Source organism: Nocardiopsis sp. CNT312, from assembly GCF_000515115.1.
Lineage (GTDB): Bacteria > Actinomycetota > Actinomycetes > Streptosporangiales > Streptosporangiaceae > Nocardiopsis.
The window spans coordinates 1-17,169 of the sequence record NZ_AZXF01000031.1 but is presented as its reverse complement, the minus strand read 5'-3'; the positions used below and the strand labels follow the sequence as shown (position 1 = coordinate 17,169).

Genomic DNA, 17,169 nt, shown 5'->3' with positions numbered 1-17,169 from the left:
GGACGTGCCTGAGAACCCCCGGGTACGTGCATTCAGGGAGAGAGCAGAGTATGGCTATGAGTGACCGACCGGGCCGCGAAGCGAAGCCCGCGCCTAGACGCCGGGTCGCCGGCAACGTCGACGAGGAGCTCGAGGAGCTGGCGCTGCGGGCCAGGGACGGCGACGCCGCGGCCCTGGACGACCTCCTCCGCCGTATCCAGCCCGAGGTGATGCGACGCTGCTCCCGGTTCCTGCCCTACCGCCAGGACGCTGAGGAGGCCTGTCAGGACGCCCTGCTGCGCGTGGCCCGCAAGATCGACAGCTTCAAGGGCGACTCCCTGTTCACCACCTGGCTGTACACGGTGGTGTCCAACTCCGCCCGCCAGACCTACCGCTCCATGAAGCGCCGCTCGGTCGAGTTCCCCACTGAGGCCGAGCGCATGCCCCACCAGCGCGACCCCCGGACTACGAGCGTGATCGCCGGATCCCGTATCGACCTGCTGGAGGCCCTCGACCAGCTGGAGAAGGACCGCCCCAACTTGGTGGCGCCCCTGGTTCTGCGCGACCTGTGCCAGATGGACTACAACGAGATCGCCTCCGAGCTCAACCTCGCGCTGGGAACGGTCAAGTCCCGCATCCACCAGGGACGCAAACACGTGCGCAAGTCCCTGACCGTGACGTAGCTTCCGCGGGCGAACTACTCTGGGAGCATCCCCACCGGCCCCGCCGCAGGCGCGCCGTTCCCGATTCAGCTCTGAGAGGTTTCGCCCATGGGGCTACGCGACCCCCTGTACTGGCTCTACGAGCGGCGTCTCGAACGCGATCTGAGTAGCCGGGAGATGCCGCGCCACGTCGGAGTCGTCCTCGACGGAAACCGGCGCTGGGCACGCAGCAGCGGCAAGCAGGCCGCCGAGGAAGGACACCGCGCCGGCGCCGACAAGATCTTCGAACTGCTGCGCTGGTGCGACGAGCTCGGCGTGCAGGTCGTCACGATCTGGATGCTGTCCACCGACAACATGAGCCGTGACGAGTCCGAGCTGGGCCCGCTGCTGCGCATCATCGAGCGCACCGTGGAGCGGCTGCGCTCGGAGGGCTGGAACACCCGCCCGGTCGGTGCCCTGGACGTGCTGCCCGACTCCACCGCGCGCGCCCTGAAGGAGACGGAGGCGGCCACGTTCGGAAACCCGGGCCTGGTGGTCAACGTCGCCGTCGGATACGGGGGCAGGCGCGAGATCGCCGACGCGGTGCGCTCCCTCCTGCACGAGGAGGCGGCCAAGGGGACCGGAGTCCGCGAGCTGGCCGAGCGCCTGGACATCGAGGACATCGCCCGGCACCTGTACACGCGTGGCCAGCCGGACCCGGATCTGCTCATCCGCACCTCGGGCGAGCAGCGCCTGTCCGGGTTCATGCTGTGGCAGAGCGTGCACTCGGAGTTCTACTTCTGCGAGGTCCACTGGCCCGCCTTCCGCAGGGTGGACTTCCTGCGCGCGCTGCGCTCCTACGGCGCACGCAACCGGCGTTTCGGTTCTTGACCCGGGTTTCCCCGGTGGGAAGCCGCCCACCAGGGAGCCGTCGCGTCAACCGCTGTTCACGCATATGTGGGTCGAGACTCTGGAAAACCGGACGACGAGCGCGTAGCGTCGGATCGGACGGGTGGTGCGCATCCACCCGTACGGGAGGCCCCGACTCATTGCACTCCTCCGTCGCCGCGGAAAGTCAACGAGGGGGGCCGGGTCCGGCCCCCTGGGGCCAGGTCCCGGTCCTCCATGATCCCGTGACACAAGGGTGCCCCAGGGGCACCCAAGGGGAGAACGAGTGGCTAGTTCCTCGACCGATCGCCGTGACACACAGTCCCCCATCGCCTCGGAGGTGACGGCGGGCACGCGCGTCTACGTGCTCGACACCAGTGTCCTGCTCGCCGATCCGCTGGCCATGAGCCGGTTCGCTGAGCACGAGGTCGTCATTCCCGTGGTGGTGATCACCGAGCTGGAGAGCAAGCGTCACCACCCGGAACTCGGGTACTTCGCCCGCCAGGCCCTGCGTCTGCTGGACGACCTCCGGGTCGCCCACGGCCGCCTGGACCACCCGGTACCGGTGAACGAGCACGGTGGAACCCTCCGTGTGGAGCTCAACCACAGCGATCCGAGCGTCCTCCCCGCCGGCTTCCGGCTCGGTGACAACGACACCCGCATCCTCACGGTGGCGCGTAACCTCCAGCTCTCCCCGCACGGCACCGATCCGGGGAAGGCGCGGGACGAGGCGGCCGAGGGCGACGTCGTCCTGGTGAGCAAGGACCTGCCGATGCGGATCAAGGCCTCCTCGATCGGTCTGCGGGCCGACGAGTACCGGGCCGAGCTCGCCATCGAGCACGGGTGGACCGGCATGGCCGAGCTGGACGTCCCCGCGCACCGGATCAGCGAACTGTTCGAGGACGGCGGCAGCGACATCGAGGAGGCCCGCGACCTGCCCTGCCACACCGGGCTGGTCCTGGTCTCGGAACGCGGCAAGGCGCTGGGGCGCGTGCGCCCCGACAAGTCGGTGGCCCTGGTGCGCGGCGACCGCGACGTGTTCGGCCTGCACGGGCGCAGCGCAGAGCAGCGGATCGCCCTGGACCTGCTCACCGACCCCGACGTCGGCATCGTCTCCCTGGGCGGGCGGGCCGGCACCGGCAAGTCCGCGCTGGCCCTGTGCGCGGGCTTGGACTCGGTCCTGGAGCGCCGCAGGCACCGCAAGGTCATGGTGTTCCGTCCGCTGTACGCGGTGGGCGGGCAGGAACTGGGCTACCTGCCCGGGACCGAGAACGACAAGATGAACCCGTGGGGCCAGGCGGTCCACGACACCTTGTCCGCGGTGACCAGCGAGGACGTCATCGAGGAGATCACCGACCGCGGCATGCTGGAGGTCCTGCCGCTCACCCACATCCGCGGCCGGTCCCTGCACGACGCCTTCGTGATCGTGGACGAGGCCCAGTCGCTGGAGCGCGGCGTCCTGCTCACCGTGCTCTCCCGCCTGGGGGAGAACTCGCGGGTGGTGCTCACCCACGACATCGCCCAGCGCGACAACCTGCGCGTGGGCCGCCACGACGGCGTGGTCGCGGTGATCGAGAAACTCAAGGGGCACCCGCTGTTCGCCCATGTCACCCTGACCCGCTCGGAGCGGTCCCCGATCGCTGCTCTGGTCACGGAGATGCTGGAGAACTGACCGGGGGCGGGGGCGCGGCCACGGAGTCCGCGCCCCCGCTCACCTCAGACCGGACAGGGCCGAACCCCAGCGGCGCAGCCGGGCCAGGTGCGCCTCGTAGCGCGCGCCCACGGCCAATAGCACCATGCCGACGGCGGCGAACGGCACCCAGTTGGGCAGCAGCACCACCAGGTCCCACAGGGGCGGTCCGAAGGCCCGCAGGGAGGCCGTGGTCAGGGCCAGCGATCCCAGGAGCAGCGGAGCCTGCAGGCGCGCGCGCAGCCCCCACACCATCACGGCCAGCCCCGCCGACACCACGGCTGCCAGACGCCAGGCGAGCCCGGTGTCGGTGGACAGGAACACGGCCACGGTCGGCAGGAGCAGCAGGGCGAGCCCGCCCCCGTAGGCCGCCCAACTGGATGGCGGGGACGCCGCGCGGTGGCTCCACAGCCCGCCCGCGACCAGCGCGGTGGCGGCGGGCGCCGCGGTGTAGGCCTCGGGAACGTCCACGTCCCACGCGGTGAGCACCGTCCACAGCGAGGCGAACATGAGCAGAGCGCCCACCACGGCGAGCCACCCTCGCCGGGGCCGGGGGGCGCTCGCCAGGGCGGCCACGCCGACCACCGCCAGTGCCGAGGCGATGAGTTCGGCCCGTGTACCGGCGGCCACCGCGGACAGCAGGGCCGCCACCGCCCACAGGGCCGCCGCCGCCTCGGCGCACTCCAGCCGGGGGGAGGGCATCCGGTAGGCCGCCGCGGCCACCGCCACCGCCGCCGCGATCGGGGCCAGGGCGGCGTACTGGACGGACACCTCCAGGGACAGCGGCAGGACCAGCGCGAAGGCGCCCGCGGACACCGTCGCCGTCGCGGAGGTGACCGCGGCCACGAGCCGGGTGCGGGCCAGGGCACAGACCGCCGCGCACACCGCGGCGCAGGCCAGGGCGGCGGTGGCGGTGAGGGCGTCCGTGTCGGGCAGCGCCCACACCAGCCCCGTCAGCAGGGCGAGGTGCCCGGTCGCCGTCGGCACCCACGCGGTCCACGGGTCCCGGAGGAGGGCCGCCCACACCACCAGTGCCGAACCGGCCGCGAGCGCGCAGGCGACGGAGACGGGGGGCTCCGTCTCCAGGAGCGGGGGCAGGCTGAGCAGGGCCGAGGGTGCGACCACGGCGACGGCGCGGTTCAGCAGCCGGGGTACGAGCAGGGCGATCAGGCCCACGGCCAGGGCCGCCGCCGCGAGGACCGCGGCCACGTGCGGTGCGAGGGGCCCCGGGGACCCGGTGGCTCCGGTGAGCGGCGCTACCGCAGCCAGGACCGTCAGTCCGGCGGTCGCCGACACCGCCGTCCACGGGCCGCGCCCGCCCTCCGGGCGGCGCGCGTGGAACAGGAACATCCCCCCGGCCAGGAACAGGGCGCATGTCGCGGCCCACCACCCCGTGGAGAGGACCTGTGGGGAGTCGACGAGCAGGAAGAGCAGGGCGAGGGCGAGGGCGCCGACCGCCAGGACCGGGGAGGCGGCTCCGAGGGTGCGGACGGGGACGCCGGAACGCGGCGGGCCGAGCACGCGGGCCAGTACCGCGTCGACCAGGGCGGTCGCGGCGAGGGCGGGGACGAACCAGGCCTCCCCGCCGCCGTCCGTGGCCGAGAGGACCGCGAGCACGGCGACCGGCTGGGCGCACAGGACCGCGAGGATCCGGGGTACCGCCAGCGGGACGGCCAAGGTGTACAGCAGCATCAGCGTGCTGACCAGGGCCAGGGCGGCGGACCAGTAGGCGAGGCCGTCGAAGGCCCCGTCGGAGAGCAGGTACAGCGCCAGGGCGTCGACGAACAGCAGCCCCGAGGCCAGGGCACCGAAGGTCTCGGCGGTGGCCTTCAGCCCCCGTCCGAGCAGGAGGCGGGCGGTCCCGGCGAAGGCCAGGGTGGTGAGGACGAGCACGGCGGCGCGTGCTCCGGTACCCATGTCGCTCCACGTCCAGACCGCGAAGACCAGGGCGGCGATACCGACGAGGAGGCCGCCCGCGCCGAGGATCGCGTTCTGGGCCGAGCGCCCGGTGACCTCCGGGGGCGGCCGGTGGGCGCCCGCCGTCGCGGGCGAGGGAGCGCGCATCCGGTGGAGCAGGGCGGAGCGCTCGTCGAGCAGCGCGCCCCGCCGTGCGTCGAGCCCGGCCATTTCCGTGTCGATACGCCACAGCTCCTGGGCGTCGGCCCCCACGAGGGGAAGGCGGCAGCGCGGGCAGGCGGGCGGGGGTCCGGCCGCCGGTAGCGGGACGCGGCAGTCGGGGCACCAGTGCGCCGGTCGCGGTGGCGGGGTCTCTGGTCGGTCCATGGGCCTCATCCTGGCCGGTTCGGGGGGCGGCGGCATCGGTACGCGTACTCATGCCGCTCGGGCGGCGGTGCCTCTCCTCGCGCACGGAGAAGCAAATGGTCACTTTTCGTGCTCAATTCCAGGTCAAGGCCGCGTATGGCACTCACCATCCGTATTGTGATTCAAGTTACAGTAAAACCGGGGTTTGTTCCCTGCAAGGATGATGCACTCTGAAGGTTCCGCAGGACCATCCCCTTGCGCGAGGGAACCGAGCGCGTACCCCGGTCCCGGTGGGAACGGCTCCCCCGTTCCCGTCGCGGGTCCTCGGACGGGCCGCGACGGCCCCCATCCCCGGTGCCCGGCCCCGCGTGAGCGGCTCATGGAGCGCCTCACCGCCCCACCACCCCTCTCGGGAAAGGCAACCGTGCTACTCAACCGCATGTCGCTGCGCAGTACCGCGGCCGTCGGCGCGGCCGCCCTGGTCGCCGGCGCGACCTTCGCCGTCTCCGCGTTCTCCGGCGGCGAGATCGGCCCGGAGCAGGCGGCCGATACCGCTCTGGCCCCCGAAACCCCCGGAGAGGCGGCCGACGCGGCGGACGGGGACGGCTTCTTCACCGCCCCGGCGCCCTCGGCGGCGCAGCTCCAGGAGTCGCGTGCCGAGGCCCGGCTGGAACGCGACACGGCCCTGGGCGCGGCCGCCGCCTCCGCGCAGGCCCAGGGCACCGCCCTCGCGCCCGCTGAGCCCGATGAGCCCGAAGCACCCGTCTTCACGGGTGACGCCAGGGGCCTGGCACTGCAGATGGTCCTGGACCAGGGCTGGCCCGCCAGCGAGTTCACCGACTGCCTCGAACCGCTGTGGCAGAAGGAGAGCAACTGGAACCACCTGGCGGAGAACCCGAGCTCGGGGGCCTACGGCATCCCCCAGTCCCTGCCCGGGTCCAAGATGGCCAGCCACGGTGCCGACTGGCGGACCAACCCCGCCACACAGATCGCGTGGGGCCTCGACTACATCAAGGGCCGCTACGGCACCCCGTGCGGTGCCTGGTCGACCTCCCAGTCCCAGGGCTGGTACTGACAGCGGGTCCGGTAGCGGCCCGCATGGGTGAGGGCTCCGCGGGCTCAGCATGACCTAGCGAGGAACCCGGGCTCTTTAGATCCGGGAGGAATCGCTTCCGTCGATTGCGCGGCGCTGGAGGACCCCGTCGGTGAACGGGCCGCGCCGGTACCCGGGTGTGCAGACCACGCGGGCCGGGAGGGCGCGGATGACCGTGTGGTCCCCGCGTATACCGGGATTCGGCCCCCACCGGGGCGACATGAGGCACACCAACCACACCATCGCCACGAGGATCGTGGCCCAGGCTGAACGCACCCCGTCGGGGATCGCCCTGGAAGAGCTGGGCGGCATCCGGCAGAGGGCACGGCTCCGCAAGCCCCAACGGGTCGCGCTCCGCTCCCGGGCCTTCGCCCAGCTCGGACGGTTCTTTGAGTGCAAGGCCAGGCGGGCCGGGGTCCCGCTCGTGTTCGCGGACCCCGCGCACCCCTGCCGCGGGTGCGCCGAGTGCGGCCGCACCGAGAAGAGGAACCGCATCTCCCAGGCCGAGTGCGTATGCCGGTCGCGCGGCGTCGTCGCGCACGCCGGCCGGAACGTCTCCCGCGTCCCGGCCCGCGGGGCCAGGACGCGGGGCGCGCGTCACGCGTCCCTGCCGCCCGTAGGGGTGTCCGGACGGAGGGGCCCACCCGGCGGCCGGTCGGGCGCTCCCTCCAGGCCCGGTCCTTCAGGACCGGGTCAGGTTGATATGTGCGGGACGAAGGTCTCGGTGACCTCGTCCAGGAGGTCCTCGTAGTCGTCGGCCTGGCCGCGCGGCACGTTGACGCTGATGAGGTAGAAGACGTGGCCGTCGACGTGGTCCAGGCTGACCACGTACGCCCAGAACCGGCGCTCGGGGGTGGGCCAGCCGTCGTGTTCGAGGTCGGCCGCCACCACGGCGGCGTCCCACGACTCGTTCCAGCCGTCGGGGTAGTCGTCGCTGTCGACCTCCCTCAGCCACAGTTGCTCGTAGCCGCGGGTGCCCTCCTCCCAGGCGGTCCCGGCGTTGCTCTGCTCCAGGTACTCCGCGCTGGTGGGGTCGTCGCCCTCCTCCTGGGTCCAGCCGGTGACCCACACCTGGTGGTCGCCGCCCTGGGCCTGGAAGGCGACGAGGGTGTCGCTGATGTTGTCGTCGTTGACGGTCCACCCCTGCGGGTAGCCGACGTCGAACCACTGGGAGTTGAAGGTCGCCCACGCGTCGTAGGAGGGCGGTTCGCCCTCGGCGCCGTAGGGGTCGGCCTCACCCGTGGGCCGCGCGCCCCCGGGGCCCGCGGCGGCGGTCTCCTCCGGGGCGGGGGAGGGGGTGACCGCCTGTTCGACCGTGGGGGAGACGTTTGCTGCGGGGCCCGCACCGTTGCCGCCGGCCTGGCTCCTCCAGAGAACGATCCCGACCACCGCGATGAGCAGGACGGCGACCATGCCCGCACCGAAGCCGAGCAGGATCTTGCCGGTCGCCCCCGAGCCCCCGCCGCTGTTGCCGCCGGAGGGGGAGGCCACGGGCACGCCCGGGTGCGTGGGAGGCGGCGGGCCGGGGAGCGGACCGGTGCCGTACGCGGGGCCGGGGGGAGGCACCGGCGGCCGGCCGTGCGCCGGGTACCCGCCGCTGGGGGCGTGGTGGAACGGCTGCGGGGTGACCGGTCCGGTGCCGAACCCGCCGCTGTGCGCCTGGTGGGGTCCGCTGGGCTGCATGGCGGGGGAACCGCCCGTGTGCGCCTGGTGGGGTCCGCTGGGCTGTGTGGTGGCGGGGCCCGTGTGGGTGGTGGCCGGTCCGCCCGTCTGCGTGGTGTCGGAGCCGCCGGTGTAGGCCGGTGCGGGGCCGCCGGGCTCCTTCCCGCCGCCGTCGGTCCGGCGTTCGCGCAGCAGAGCCAGGGCGGCGTCCGCGCTCAGCCGCCGGTCCGGGTCCCGCTCCAGGAGCCCGGAGATGACCGGCTCCAGCCACCCGGCGCGGTTCATCGGGGGCAGCGGGGCCGAGATGACGGCGGCGATCGCGCTGGTGATGGTGTCCCGGCGGAACGGGGAGGTGCCCTCCACCGCCGCGAACAGGGTCACGCCGATGCTCCACAGGTCGCCCCGGTGCTCGGGCGGGGCGCCCTCCAGGCGCTCGGGCGGCATGTACTCCGGTGAGCCGATGATCGCCCCGGTGCGGGTGATGTTCGGTCCGCCCTCGATCGTGGCGATACCGAAGTCGGTGAGGATGACCCGCCCGTCCTCGGACATCATGATGTTGCCGGGCTTGATGTCGCGGTGCAGGACCCCGGCCCGGTCGGCCGACCGCACGGCCTCCAGGAGCGCCTCGGCGACGGTCCCGGCGGTGTCCGGGTCGATGGCGCCCCGTGCCTTGAGGCGGTCCTGGAGCGATCCGCCGTCGATGAGTTCCATGACCACCCAGGGGCTGCCCTCGAAGTCGAAGACGTCGTGGATGGTGATCACGGCGGGGTGCCTGACGCGTGCCGCCGACTGGGCCTCCCGGCGTACCCGGGCGAGTGCGTCCGTGCGTTCGGAATCGGTGAAGTGGTCGGGTAGGAGGACCTGCTTGATGGCGACGGCGCGGTCCAGGGAGGGGTCGAAGGCCTCCCAGACCACGCCCATTCCGCCCCGACCCAGTTCGCGACGGAGGACGTAGCGGTCCGCGACGACGCGTTCGCTGTTGCTCGACATGTACTGCCCTCTCGGCGGGCTCTAGGGTGCTTCGGCAAGAATGTCAGATACCGGACAGAGCCTAACGGTTCCCCGCGCCGGGAGCCGGAACCGAACCGAGATACTGCAGCGCACGTGTGAGGGCCCCGCACCTGCGGGGCGCCCTCACACGGGTACGCGGCGGACTACAGCCGTGCGTTGGTCATCTTGAGAACGTCGAGAGCGGTGTCGAGCTGCTCCTCGGTGAGCTTGCCGTCGGCGACGTAGCCGCGCTCGATGACCACCTGCCGGATGGTCTTGCGCTCGGCCAGAGACTGCTTGGCGACCTTGGCGGCCTCCTCGTAGCCGATGTAGCGGTTGAGCGGCGTGACGATCGAGGGGGAGGACTCCGCGTAGGTGCGGCACTGCTCCTCGTTGGCCCTGATCCCCGCCACACAGCGGTCGGCGAACACCCGGGAGACGTTGGCCAGCAGGCGGATCGACTCCAGCACGTTGCGGGCGATCACCGGCAGTTGGACGTTCAGCTCGAAGTTGCCGCTGGCGCCTCCGAAGGCCACCGCGGCGTCGTTGCCCACGACCTGGGAGGACACCTGGAGCATGGCCTCGCACAGCACCGGGTTGACCTTGCCCGGCATGATCGACGAACCGGGCTGGAGGTCGGGCAGGAAGATCTCGGTCAGGCCGGTGGTGGGGCCCGACCCCATCCAGCGGATGTCGTTGGCGATCTTGGCGAAGCCCACCGCGATGGTCCGCAGCTGGCCGGACAGCTCGACGAGGCCGTCGCGGGCGCCCTGCGCCTCGAAGTGGTCCCGGGCCTCGGTCAGCGGCAGACCGGTGTTCGAAGCGATCTCGGCGATGACCCGGGCGGCGAAGCCGTCCGGGGTGTTGATGCCGGTCCCCACCGCGGTACCGCCCAGCGGAAGCTCGGCCACGCGGGGCAGGACGGCCTCCAGCCGCTCGACGCCGTAGCGCACCTGGGCGGCGAACCCGGCGAACTCCTGGCCGAGGGTGACCGGCGTGGCGTCCATCAGGTGGGTGCGCCCGCTCTTGACCACGGTCGCGAACTCGACCGACTTGCGGGTGAGCTCGCCCTCCAGGTGCCGCAGGGCCGGGACCAGGTCGTTCTGCACGGCGGAGGTGGCGGCGATGTGGATCGAGGACGGGAAGACGTCGTTGGAGGACTGCGACGCGTTCACGTGGTCGTTGGGGTGCACGTCCAGCCCGGTGCGCTCCTTGGCGACCGTCGCCACGACCTCGTTCGTGTTCATGTTGCTGGAGGTCCCGGACCCTGTCTGGAACACGTCGATGGGGAACTCGTCGTTCCACGTGCCCTCGGCGACCTCCAGGGCCGCCTCGCGGATGGCCTTGCCGAGGTCGTCGCCGATGACGCCGAGCTCCGCGTTGACCTTGGCCGCGGCGGCCTTGATCTGGCCCAGGGCCGCGACGTGGGCGTTCTCCAGGCCCTGGCCGGAGATCGGGAAGTTCTCGACGGCACGCTGCGTCTGGGCACGCCACTTGGCCTCGGCCGGGACCTTGACCTCGCCCATCGAGTCGTGCTCGATGCGGAACTCACTCATGTTGGGACCCATCCCTCCTGGGAAAACTCGTGAACCACAGCTTGCCAGACCCACATCCGCACACGATCACTCCGCCTCGTGTTCGCGGTGTTGCCCAGGTCATGATCAGGTCCCGATACCGCGTCGGCGTGTGCGACCGCGCCAGGAGAGGAACCGGCGGAGCCTGGGGGCGCGGACCCGGACCCCGCCCAGGAGGCTGAAACCGTCGATCTCCAGGACCGGCGGGTCGGACAGCCGGGACGGCCGGGCGGTACTGGTGCGCCGGCCCAGGAACGACCAGCCGCGCATGCGTACCTCGACCCCCTCCGGGACGGTGATCTCCACGCGCCCGAGGACGGCGGTCACCGTCATCCGGTGATGGCTGCGCGGGAGCACGGCCTGGCGCATGTCGACCTCCACCCTCCCGGCCAGGGCGGCGACGTGCTCGCCCGGGGAGGCCACCCAGCGGCCGCGGCGCGCGACGGTGGAGAACAGGGCGACGGCGGGCCGCAGGGTCAGGCGCACGGGCTGGAGCTCCTCGGGCACGAGATCGCCGGTGAGGGCGGGGAGCTCTCCCAGGGTCCGGGCCGTGTGCGCCCGTTCGCTGCGCTCCTCGAACTCCGCGAGGTCCAGGCGGCCGTCGGCGGCGGCCTCGCTGAGCAGCCTCAGAACCCGCTCCCGGTCCCTGTGGGAGGCGCGAATCCGCGCGGGCGGTGTTTCCTCACTCACAGGGTCACTCTAGGGCGTCGATGGCGGGGCAGGGCTTCCCGTCCGGTCGCGGCGGAGGGCGGGCCGCCCTCCGGTCTTCGTTCACAGGTTCGGAAAAGCGGTGGAAATCTGCGGCGGGAAAAGCCTACGGTTGAGCCCATGAGCTCACCTTCACCCGGTCGGCGCGTGCCCGGAAGCGCCGCCATGAGTGCGTCCCGCGGCCAGGCGCCGCCGGACCCAGCCCTGCTCCTGAGAGGGGTCGTCAAGCGGTTCGGCCCCCTCACCGCCGTCGACGGACTCGAATTGGAGGTGCCCCGGGGCGTCGTCATGGGGCTGCTCGGCCCCAACGGCGCGGGCAAGTCCACCACCATGCGGATGCTCACCGCCCAGTCCCTGGCGGACGAGGGGGAGATCCGCATCCTCGGCCACACGGTCCCCGACGAGTCCAAGTGGGCGCGCGCCCGCATGGGTGTCGTCCCTCAGCACGACAACCTCGACGAGGAACTCACCGTCGAGCAGAACCTGCGCATGTTCTCGTACCTGTACCGGGTCCCGCGCGGGAGCAGGAAGGAGGCCATCGGCCGGGCCATGCGGCTCGCCCAGCTCCAGGGGCGCGGCGACACCCGGGTCGACGCCCTGTCCGGCGGTATGCGCCGCCGTCTGCTCATTGTCCGGGCCCTGCTGCACCGTCCCGAACTCGTCCTCATGGACGAACCCACCGTCGGCCTCGACCCCCAGGTGCGCCAGGACTTGTGGGGCGTCATCTCCGCCCTGCGCGACGAGGGCGTCACCGTCCTGATGTCCACGCACTACATCGAGGAGGCCGAGCGCCTCTCCGACGAGGTCGCCCTCATGGCCCGGGGCCGTGTCGTCGAACGCGGCACCCCCGCCGACCTCGTCGCCAAGTACGCCGGTGCGACCGTGGAGGAGTACCTCCCGGGGGAGGAGGGCGTCGACACGCTCGAACGCCTCCTCGGAGACCAGGGGTTCACCACCCGGCGCACCGGTACGACCCTGTCCGTCCTGCGGGCCGAGGAGCTGCCTGACTCCCTGCGTGAGAGGCTCGGTTCCCCGCAGCGCCGCGACAGCAACCTGGAGGACGTGTTCGTGACCCTGACCGGAGAGAGTTTCGACTGATGTCACTGGAACAGACCCGCGAGGACGCGCGCCCGGAGGCCCACCAGCGGCCCGGACGGTTCGAGCCGAGCGCGGTCCTGGGCGTGATCGCCCGGGAGTGGATCCTCTACGGGCAGTCGTGGCGGTCGACCACCTTCGCCGCCGTCGTCGAACCCACCGTGTACCTGCTCGCCTTCGGGTTCGGCATGGGCGCCCTCATCGGGACGCTGGCCGGGTTCGACTACATCGACTTCCTCGGCACCGGCATCGTGGCGGTGTCGGTCATGTTCCAGTCGATGATGCCCGCGGTGATCAACACCTTCATCAAACGCCGCTTCCTGCACACCTACGAGGGGATCCTCGCCGCACCGGTGGACGTGCGCGAACTGGTCACGGGTGAGGCCCTGTGGCTGGCCCTGCGGTCGGGCGTGTACGGCTGCGTTCCACTGCTGGTGGCGGTCGGCTTCGGGCTGAGGCCGGGCCCCGGCGTGGTGCTGGTGCCACTCATCGCCTTCATCGCCGGGTTCGCGTTCGCGCTCTTCGGGATCTGGATCTCGGCGGTGATCAGCTCGGTCCGCTCCATGGACTACGTGTTCAGCGGACTGTTCACACCGCTGTTCCTCATGGCGGGCACCTTCTTCCCGCTCACCGAACTGCCGTCGTGGGCGCAGACGGCCGCCATGGCCAATCCGCTCTACCACGCTGTGGAGCTCATCCGTGGGGCGGTGTTCGGCGGCCTCACCACGGACACCGCACTCCTGCACACGGGTGTACTGGTGCTCTTCATCGCCGTGATCTGGTGGGCCGCGGTGCGACGGATGAGCCGCCGTGTCGTGAGCTGAACCGAACGGGCGGGGCGTGCGGTCCGGGCGCCCCGCCCGGGCCTACTCGCCGCCGCTGGGTGCCCAGCGCAGCTCCAGGCTGCTGTGCCGGCCGTCCTCGACGACACTCACGGCCAGGCCCAGGGCTCCCCACTGGGAGGCGTCGGCCACGTCGGTCCCCTCCAGCGCCTGGCGCAGGTCGAAGAACCCGGCGATCACCGCGTCGTCCATGTCCTGCATCGTCTGTTGGAACACCGGGTCGTCTCCCAGGCTCCCCGAGGCGGAGGCTCCCCGGGAGACCACCACGGTGTCGCCCTCGGCGGTCACGCTCGGCGAGTCGGAGTAGGGGCCCGTCGCGCTCTGCTCCACGAACGTGCCCAGCACCTGCTCGTCGGCGCCCACGGCCCGATACACGAAGGAGAACGCCTCGTCTGAGGGGCTCACGAAGCCGCCGTGGTAGGTGCTCCGGCTGAACAGGCCGTTCAGGTCGATGTTCGTGATGCCCAGGGTGCTGGAGGAGCCGAGCAGGGAGGTGAAGCCGCCCGGGAGCGGGGCGCCCCAAGCATCGAACATGGCCTCCACGTCCGCCCGCTCCGCACCGCCGAGCGCAAGCTCACCGCTGTTGTAGGCGTCGGTCAGTGCCCGGTCCAGGCCGACGGCGCCCACGGCCGCGATCGTGCTCTCCGGAAGGGAGGACATCGCGTCCACGCCGGACCCGGGGGAACCGGACAGCCAGCTCACATCGGTGCCCTCCACCTGGAGGGCGAAGGCGTCCATACGCGCCTCCAGGTAGTCGCCGTCCACGCGCACCGACGCGGTCATCCGGCCGTCGAAGTCGCCGACGCCGTCCAGTTCGAGTTCGGCGGCCAGTTCCTCGACAGCCAGGGCCCCAGACACGTCTGCCCAGGCCACGGCGAGGCTGCTGCCGGGAACATCGGCCAGGTCCCCGGAGAAGACGCTGTCGGCGGCCAGGGCCCCATGGGCCTCCATCTGCCTGGTCCGCTCGGTGAGGGCGGCGTCGTTGTCCGTCATGACGGCGAACCCGTCCACCATCTCGTAGGCTAGGTCGTCCCGGGCCGCCGCCACACCGGAAAGGGTCTCCTCCGCCAGGGGCTCGTCGGTCACGGCCACCGCCACCGCGAAGGTCGCGCCGATCCCGAGGGAGGCCTCCTCGTCGGTGCTCGGCCACACGGAGAAGCCGACGCGCTCACCGATCCATTCCTCGACCTCGCTCTGGCTCGCCTCCGGGAAGACCTCGACGAACCCCTCGGCGAAGGTGGCCGTCATGTCGTCGGAGGGTTCGCCCATCCCCTCGGTGAGTTCGTCTGGCAGCCGGTCCACGAAGCCCAGCAGGTCGATCGCCTGCGAGCCGTCGATGGACAGGTCGATCCTGCCGAAGGCGATTGAGCTCGCGGGCAGGACCGACTCGGGCTGGGGGCCGCCGAAGTCGATGAGGGAGACCGAGGCCCACACCGTGCTCGCCATGACCACCACCGCGACCCCGACCGCGGAGGGGATCAACCACATGTTGCGGCGCTCCCCGCCGCCCGGGGGCGGAGGCTGTCCGGGGCCGTAGGGGGGAACGGGCGGCGGACCGCCCCACGGGGGACCGCCGGTCGGCGGACCCATCGGGGCACCGCCGCGGGGAGGTTGCCCGTGCGCTCCGCCCGGAGGGGGTGGGAGGCCCTGGGCAGGCGGTCCGGGCTGCCACGGGGGTTGCTGGGGGGACTGCGGGGAAGACATCGGACCTCCGGGGCAGAGAGACGGGGCATGGTGTGCGCACCTGTGGACATGAACTGGGACGTCGGTGCGGTGTGCCCGGGTTCCCACCTCTTCCGCATGGGTGCGTCTCGCGGGTCCGGCCCGGCGCGCACCCGTGCCGGACCCGCGGAGACTCAGGGGGCGGAGGTGAGGTCGACGCCGCTGTAGGCCGACAGCTTGCTCAACCGGTGTTCGCTGCGCACCTCGCGGACGGTGCCGCTGCGCCCGCGCATGACCAGGGAGTCGGTGATGACCCGGGACGCCTCGTAGCGCACACCCCCGACGAGTTCGCCGTCGGTGATGCCGGTCGCCGCGAAGAACACGTCCTCGGAAGCGACCAGGTCGTCGGTGAGCAGGACCCGGTCCAGGTCGTGGCCGGCCTCGAGGGCACCGCGCCGCTCGGCGTCGTCCTTCGGCCACAGGCGGCCCTGGATGACGCCGCCCAGACACTTCATCGCGCAGGCGGTGATGATGCCCTCGGGGGTGCCGCCGATGCCCAGCAGCAGATCCACGCCGGTCCCCTCACGGGCCGCCATGATCGCGCCCGCGACGTCGCCGTCGCTGATGAACTTGATACGCGCGCCCGCGTCCCGCACGTCCTGCACGATCTGCTTGTGGCGGGGCCGGTCCAGGATGACGACCGTGACGTCCTGGGGGCTCTTGCCCTTGGCCCGGGCCACCGCGCGGACGTTGTCGGTGACCGGCGCGGCGATGTCGACACTGTCGGCGGCCTCCGGCCCGGTCGCGAGCTTCTCCATGTAGAACACCGCGGACGGGTCGAACATGGTGTGGCGTGGGCTCACAGCGATCACGGAGACGGCGTTGGGCATGCCCATGGCGGTGAGTGTGGTGCCGTCGATCGGGTCGACCGCCACGTCCCACTCCTGGCCGCCGCCGTCGCCGACGCGCTCACCGTTGTAGAGCATGGGGGCGTTGTCCTTCTCCCCCTCGCCGATGACCACGGTGCCGTTCATGGACACCGTGCTGATCATGTGCCGCATCCCGCGCACCGCCGCACCGTCGGCACCGATCTTGTCGCCCTTGCCCACCCAGCGGGCGGCGGCCAGCGAGGCCGTCTCGGTGACCCGAACCAGTTCCAGGGCGAGGTTGCGGTCGGGAGCCGGCTGAGAGGGCGGGGTACTGGCCTGCGACATGGGGCGACACCTTCCGTCAGGGAATCAGAGCGGGCGCTTTGCCCCAGAGTAGTCACCCGATGTGACTCCGGGCCGTCGAGGGTGCGGACGGGCGGTTCCGCGGGGCCCTGCGGCGACCATGTGACGGATGTACCGTCTAGGCTGGCGGGATTCGGAGTGGAGTGAGGCAGACAGTGGAAAGAACGGACAAACCTACACGGATGTCCTCGCGTGGCGCGGCCACCCGCAGTGCCTTGCTCAAGGCGGCTGCCCAGGTGTTCCGCACCGTCGGTTTCGCGAAGGCCGGCGTGAGCGAGGTCGTCACCGTCGCCGGGGCCAGTGTGGGAAGCCTCTACCACCACTTCACGGGCAAGGCCGACCTGTACTTCGCCCTGTACGAGGAGTTCCAGCGGCACCAGCAGCAGCGCACCCACCACGCGGTGCTCCAGGCGCGCGCCGAGGGCGAGAGCGACCCCACCCGGCTGATGAACATCGCCGCGCACGCCTACCTGCTGGGATGCATCGATGAGCGGGACACCGCGCGCCTGTTCTTCAGCGGAGACGGCCCTCCCGGCTTCGACTACCAGTTGCGAGTCCGGCTCACCCAGTGGACCGACCGCAATGTGGCGCTGTACCGCAAGGCGGACGAACCCGTGGACGAGGCGCTCCTGACCGTGGTGAGCGGCGGTATGCTGCTCGCCGTCGCCGAGGTGCTGGGCCGGGAGGACGCCGACGCCCGTGCGTTCGCCGACGATATCGCCCGGGTACTCAGCACCCTGGAGCCCGGTCATTGACCGTGCTGGTGGTTCTTCGCCGGCCCGCCCGTCGCCCGCCACCACCCTCAACGGACGCCTGGTGGCGCTGTTTTCCGTCTGTCGCCCGCCACCACC

At 71.8% G+C, this 17,169-nt stretch carries 14 protein-coding genes; 8 read left to right on the top strand and 6 right to left on the bottom strand.

Annotated features, from left to right (window positions below):
- The first annotated feature begins 56 nt into the window (after window positions 1–56).
- The 3 genes from B042_RS0114640 (at window position 57) to B042_RS0114630 (ending at window position 3,180) form a co-directional block, all read left to right on the top strand.
- Window positions 57–662: an RNA polymerase sigma factor gene (locus tag B042_RS0114640; RefSeq protein ID WP_155989108.1), complete on the top strand. Its 606-nt coding sequence runs from the start codon at window positions 57–59 to the stop codon at window positions 660–662.
- Between the two features lie 87 nt (window positions 663–749).
- Window positions 750–1,511 (top strand): isoprenyl transferase, encoded by a 762-nt coding sequence (locus tag B042_RS0114635; protein WP_028648933.1) that lies wholly within the window; start codon window positions 750–752, stop codon window positions 1,509–1,511.
- A 283-nt stretch (window positions 1,512–1,794) separates the two neighbouring features.
- On the top strand, window positions 1,795–3,180 hold the full coding sequence (locus tag B042_RS0114630; RefSeq protein WP_036555132.1) for a PhoH family protein: 1,386 nt from the start codon (window positions 1,795–1,797) through the stop codon (window positions 3,178–3,180).
- Window positions 3,181–3,219: 39 nt separating this feature from the next.
- Here B042_RS0114630 and B042_RS0114625 read toward each other — a convergent pair whose 3' ends face one another.
- On the bottom strand, window positions 3,220–5,481 hold the full coding sequence (locus tag B042_RS0114625) for an SCO7613 C-terminal domain-containing membrane protein (RefSeq protein WP_081748799.1): 2,262 nt from the start codon (window positions 5,479–5,481) through the stop codon (window positions 3,220–3,222).
- A 418-nt stretch (window positions 5,482–5,899) separates the two neighbouring features.
- Between B042_RS0114625 and B042_RS0114620 the strand changes: the two genes are divergently transcribed.
- Together B042_RS0114620 and B042_RS25105 are read left to right on the top strand one after the other, a co-directional pair.
- Window positions 5,900–6,535 carry a lytic transglycosylase domain-containing protein gene (locus B042_RS0114620; protein WP_197024321.1) on the top strand — a complete coding sequence of 212 codons (636 nt, stop codon included), beginning with the start codon at window positions 5,900–5,902 and terminating at the stop codon, window positions 6,533–6,535.
- A gap of 187 nt (window positions 6,536–6,722) precedes the next feature.
- Window positions 6,723–7,304, top strand: a complete 582-nt coding sequence (locus B042_RS25105; RefSeq protein WP_155989105.1) for a zinc ribbon domain-containing protein — start codon at window positions 6,723–6,725, stop codon at window positions 7,302–7,304.
- Here the strand turns inward: B042_RS25105 and B042_RS0114610 are convergent.
- From B042_RS0114610 to B042_RS0114600, 3 genes are all read right to left on the bottom strand, one after another.
- Window positions 7,247–9,205 (bottom strand): serine/threonine-protein kinase, encoded by a 1,959-nt coding sequence (locus B042_RS0114610; RefSeq protein ID WP_028648929.1) that lies wholly within the window; start codon window positions 9,203–9,205, stop codon window positions 7,247–7,249. The genes B042_RS25105 and B042_RS0114610 overlap by 58 nt on opposite strands.
- Before the next feature lie 164 nt (window positions 9,206–9,369).
- Complete coding sequence (locus B042_RS0114605; protein ID WP_028648928.1) at window positions 9,370–10,761, bottom strand: class II fumarate hydratase; 1,392 nt, start codon at window positions 10,759–10,761, stop codon at window positions 9,370–9,372.
- A 105-nt stretch (window positions 10,762–10,866) separates the two neighbouring features.
- On the bottom strand, window positions 10,867–11,469 hold the full coding sequence (locus B042_RS0114600) for a DUF1707 domain-containing protein (RefSeq protein WP_036555130.1): 603 nt from the start codon (window positions 11,467–11,469) through the stop codon (window positions 10,867–10,869).
- Window positions 11,470–11,652: 183 nt separating this feature from the next.
- Here B042_RS0114600 and B042_RS0114595 point away from each other — a divergent pair, with 183 nt between their 5' ends.
- Both B042_RS0114595 and B042_RS0114590 read left to right on the top strand, forming a co-directional pair.
- On the top strand, window positions 11,653–12,585 hold the full coding sequence (locus tag B042_RS0114595; RefSeq protein ID WP_028648926.1) for an ABC transporter ATP-binding protein: 933 nt from the start codon (window positions 11,653–11,655) through the stop codon (window positions 12,583–12,585).
- Window positions 12,585–13,406, top strand: coding sequence for an ABC transporter permease (locus tag B042_RS0114590; RefSeq protein WP_028648925.1), 822 nt, complete (start codon window positions 12,585–12,587; stop codon window positions 13,404–13,406). The genes B042_RS0114595 and B042_RS0114590 overlap by 1 nt, the downstream gene beginning before the upstream one ends.
- 42 nt (window positions 13,407–13,448) lie before the next feature.
- Here the strand turns inward: B042_RS0114590 and B042_RS0114585 are convergent, their stop codons facing one another.
- Both B042_RS0114585 and glpX read right to left on the bottom strand, forming a co-directional pair.
- Window positions 13,449–14,912 (bottom strand): hypothetical protein, encoded by a 1,464-nt coding sequence (locus tag B042_RS0114585; protein ID WP_231494099.1) that lies wholly within the window; start codon window positions 14,910–14,912, stop codon window positions 13,449–13,451.
- Window positions 14,913–15,280: 368 nt separating this feature from the next.
- A complete protein-coding gene (gene glpX, locus B042_RS0114580) occupies window positions 15,281–16,300 on the bottom strand; it encodes a class II fructose-bisphosphatase (protein WP_028648923.1) in 1,020 nt (339 codons plus the stop codon).
- A 173-nt stretch (window positions 16,301–16,473) separates the two neighbouring features.
- Here glpX and B042_RS0114575 point away from each other — a divergent pair, with 173 nt between their 5' ends.
- A complete protein-coding gene (locus tag B042_RS0114575; protein WP_028648922.1) occupies window positions 16,474–17,073 on the top strand; it encodes a TetR/AcrR family transcriptional regulator in 600 nt (199 codons plus the stop codon).
- Window positions 17,074–17,169: the final 96 nt, after the last annotated feature.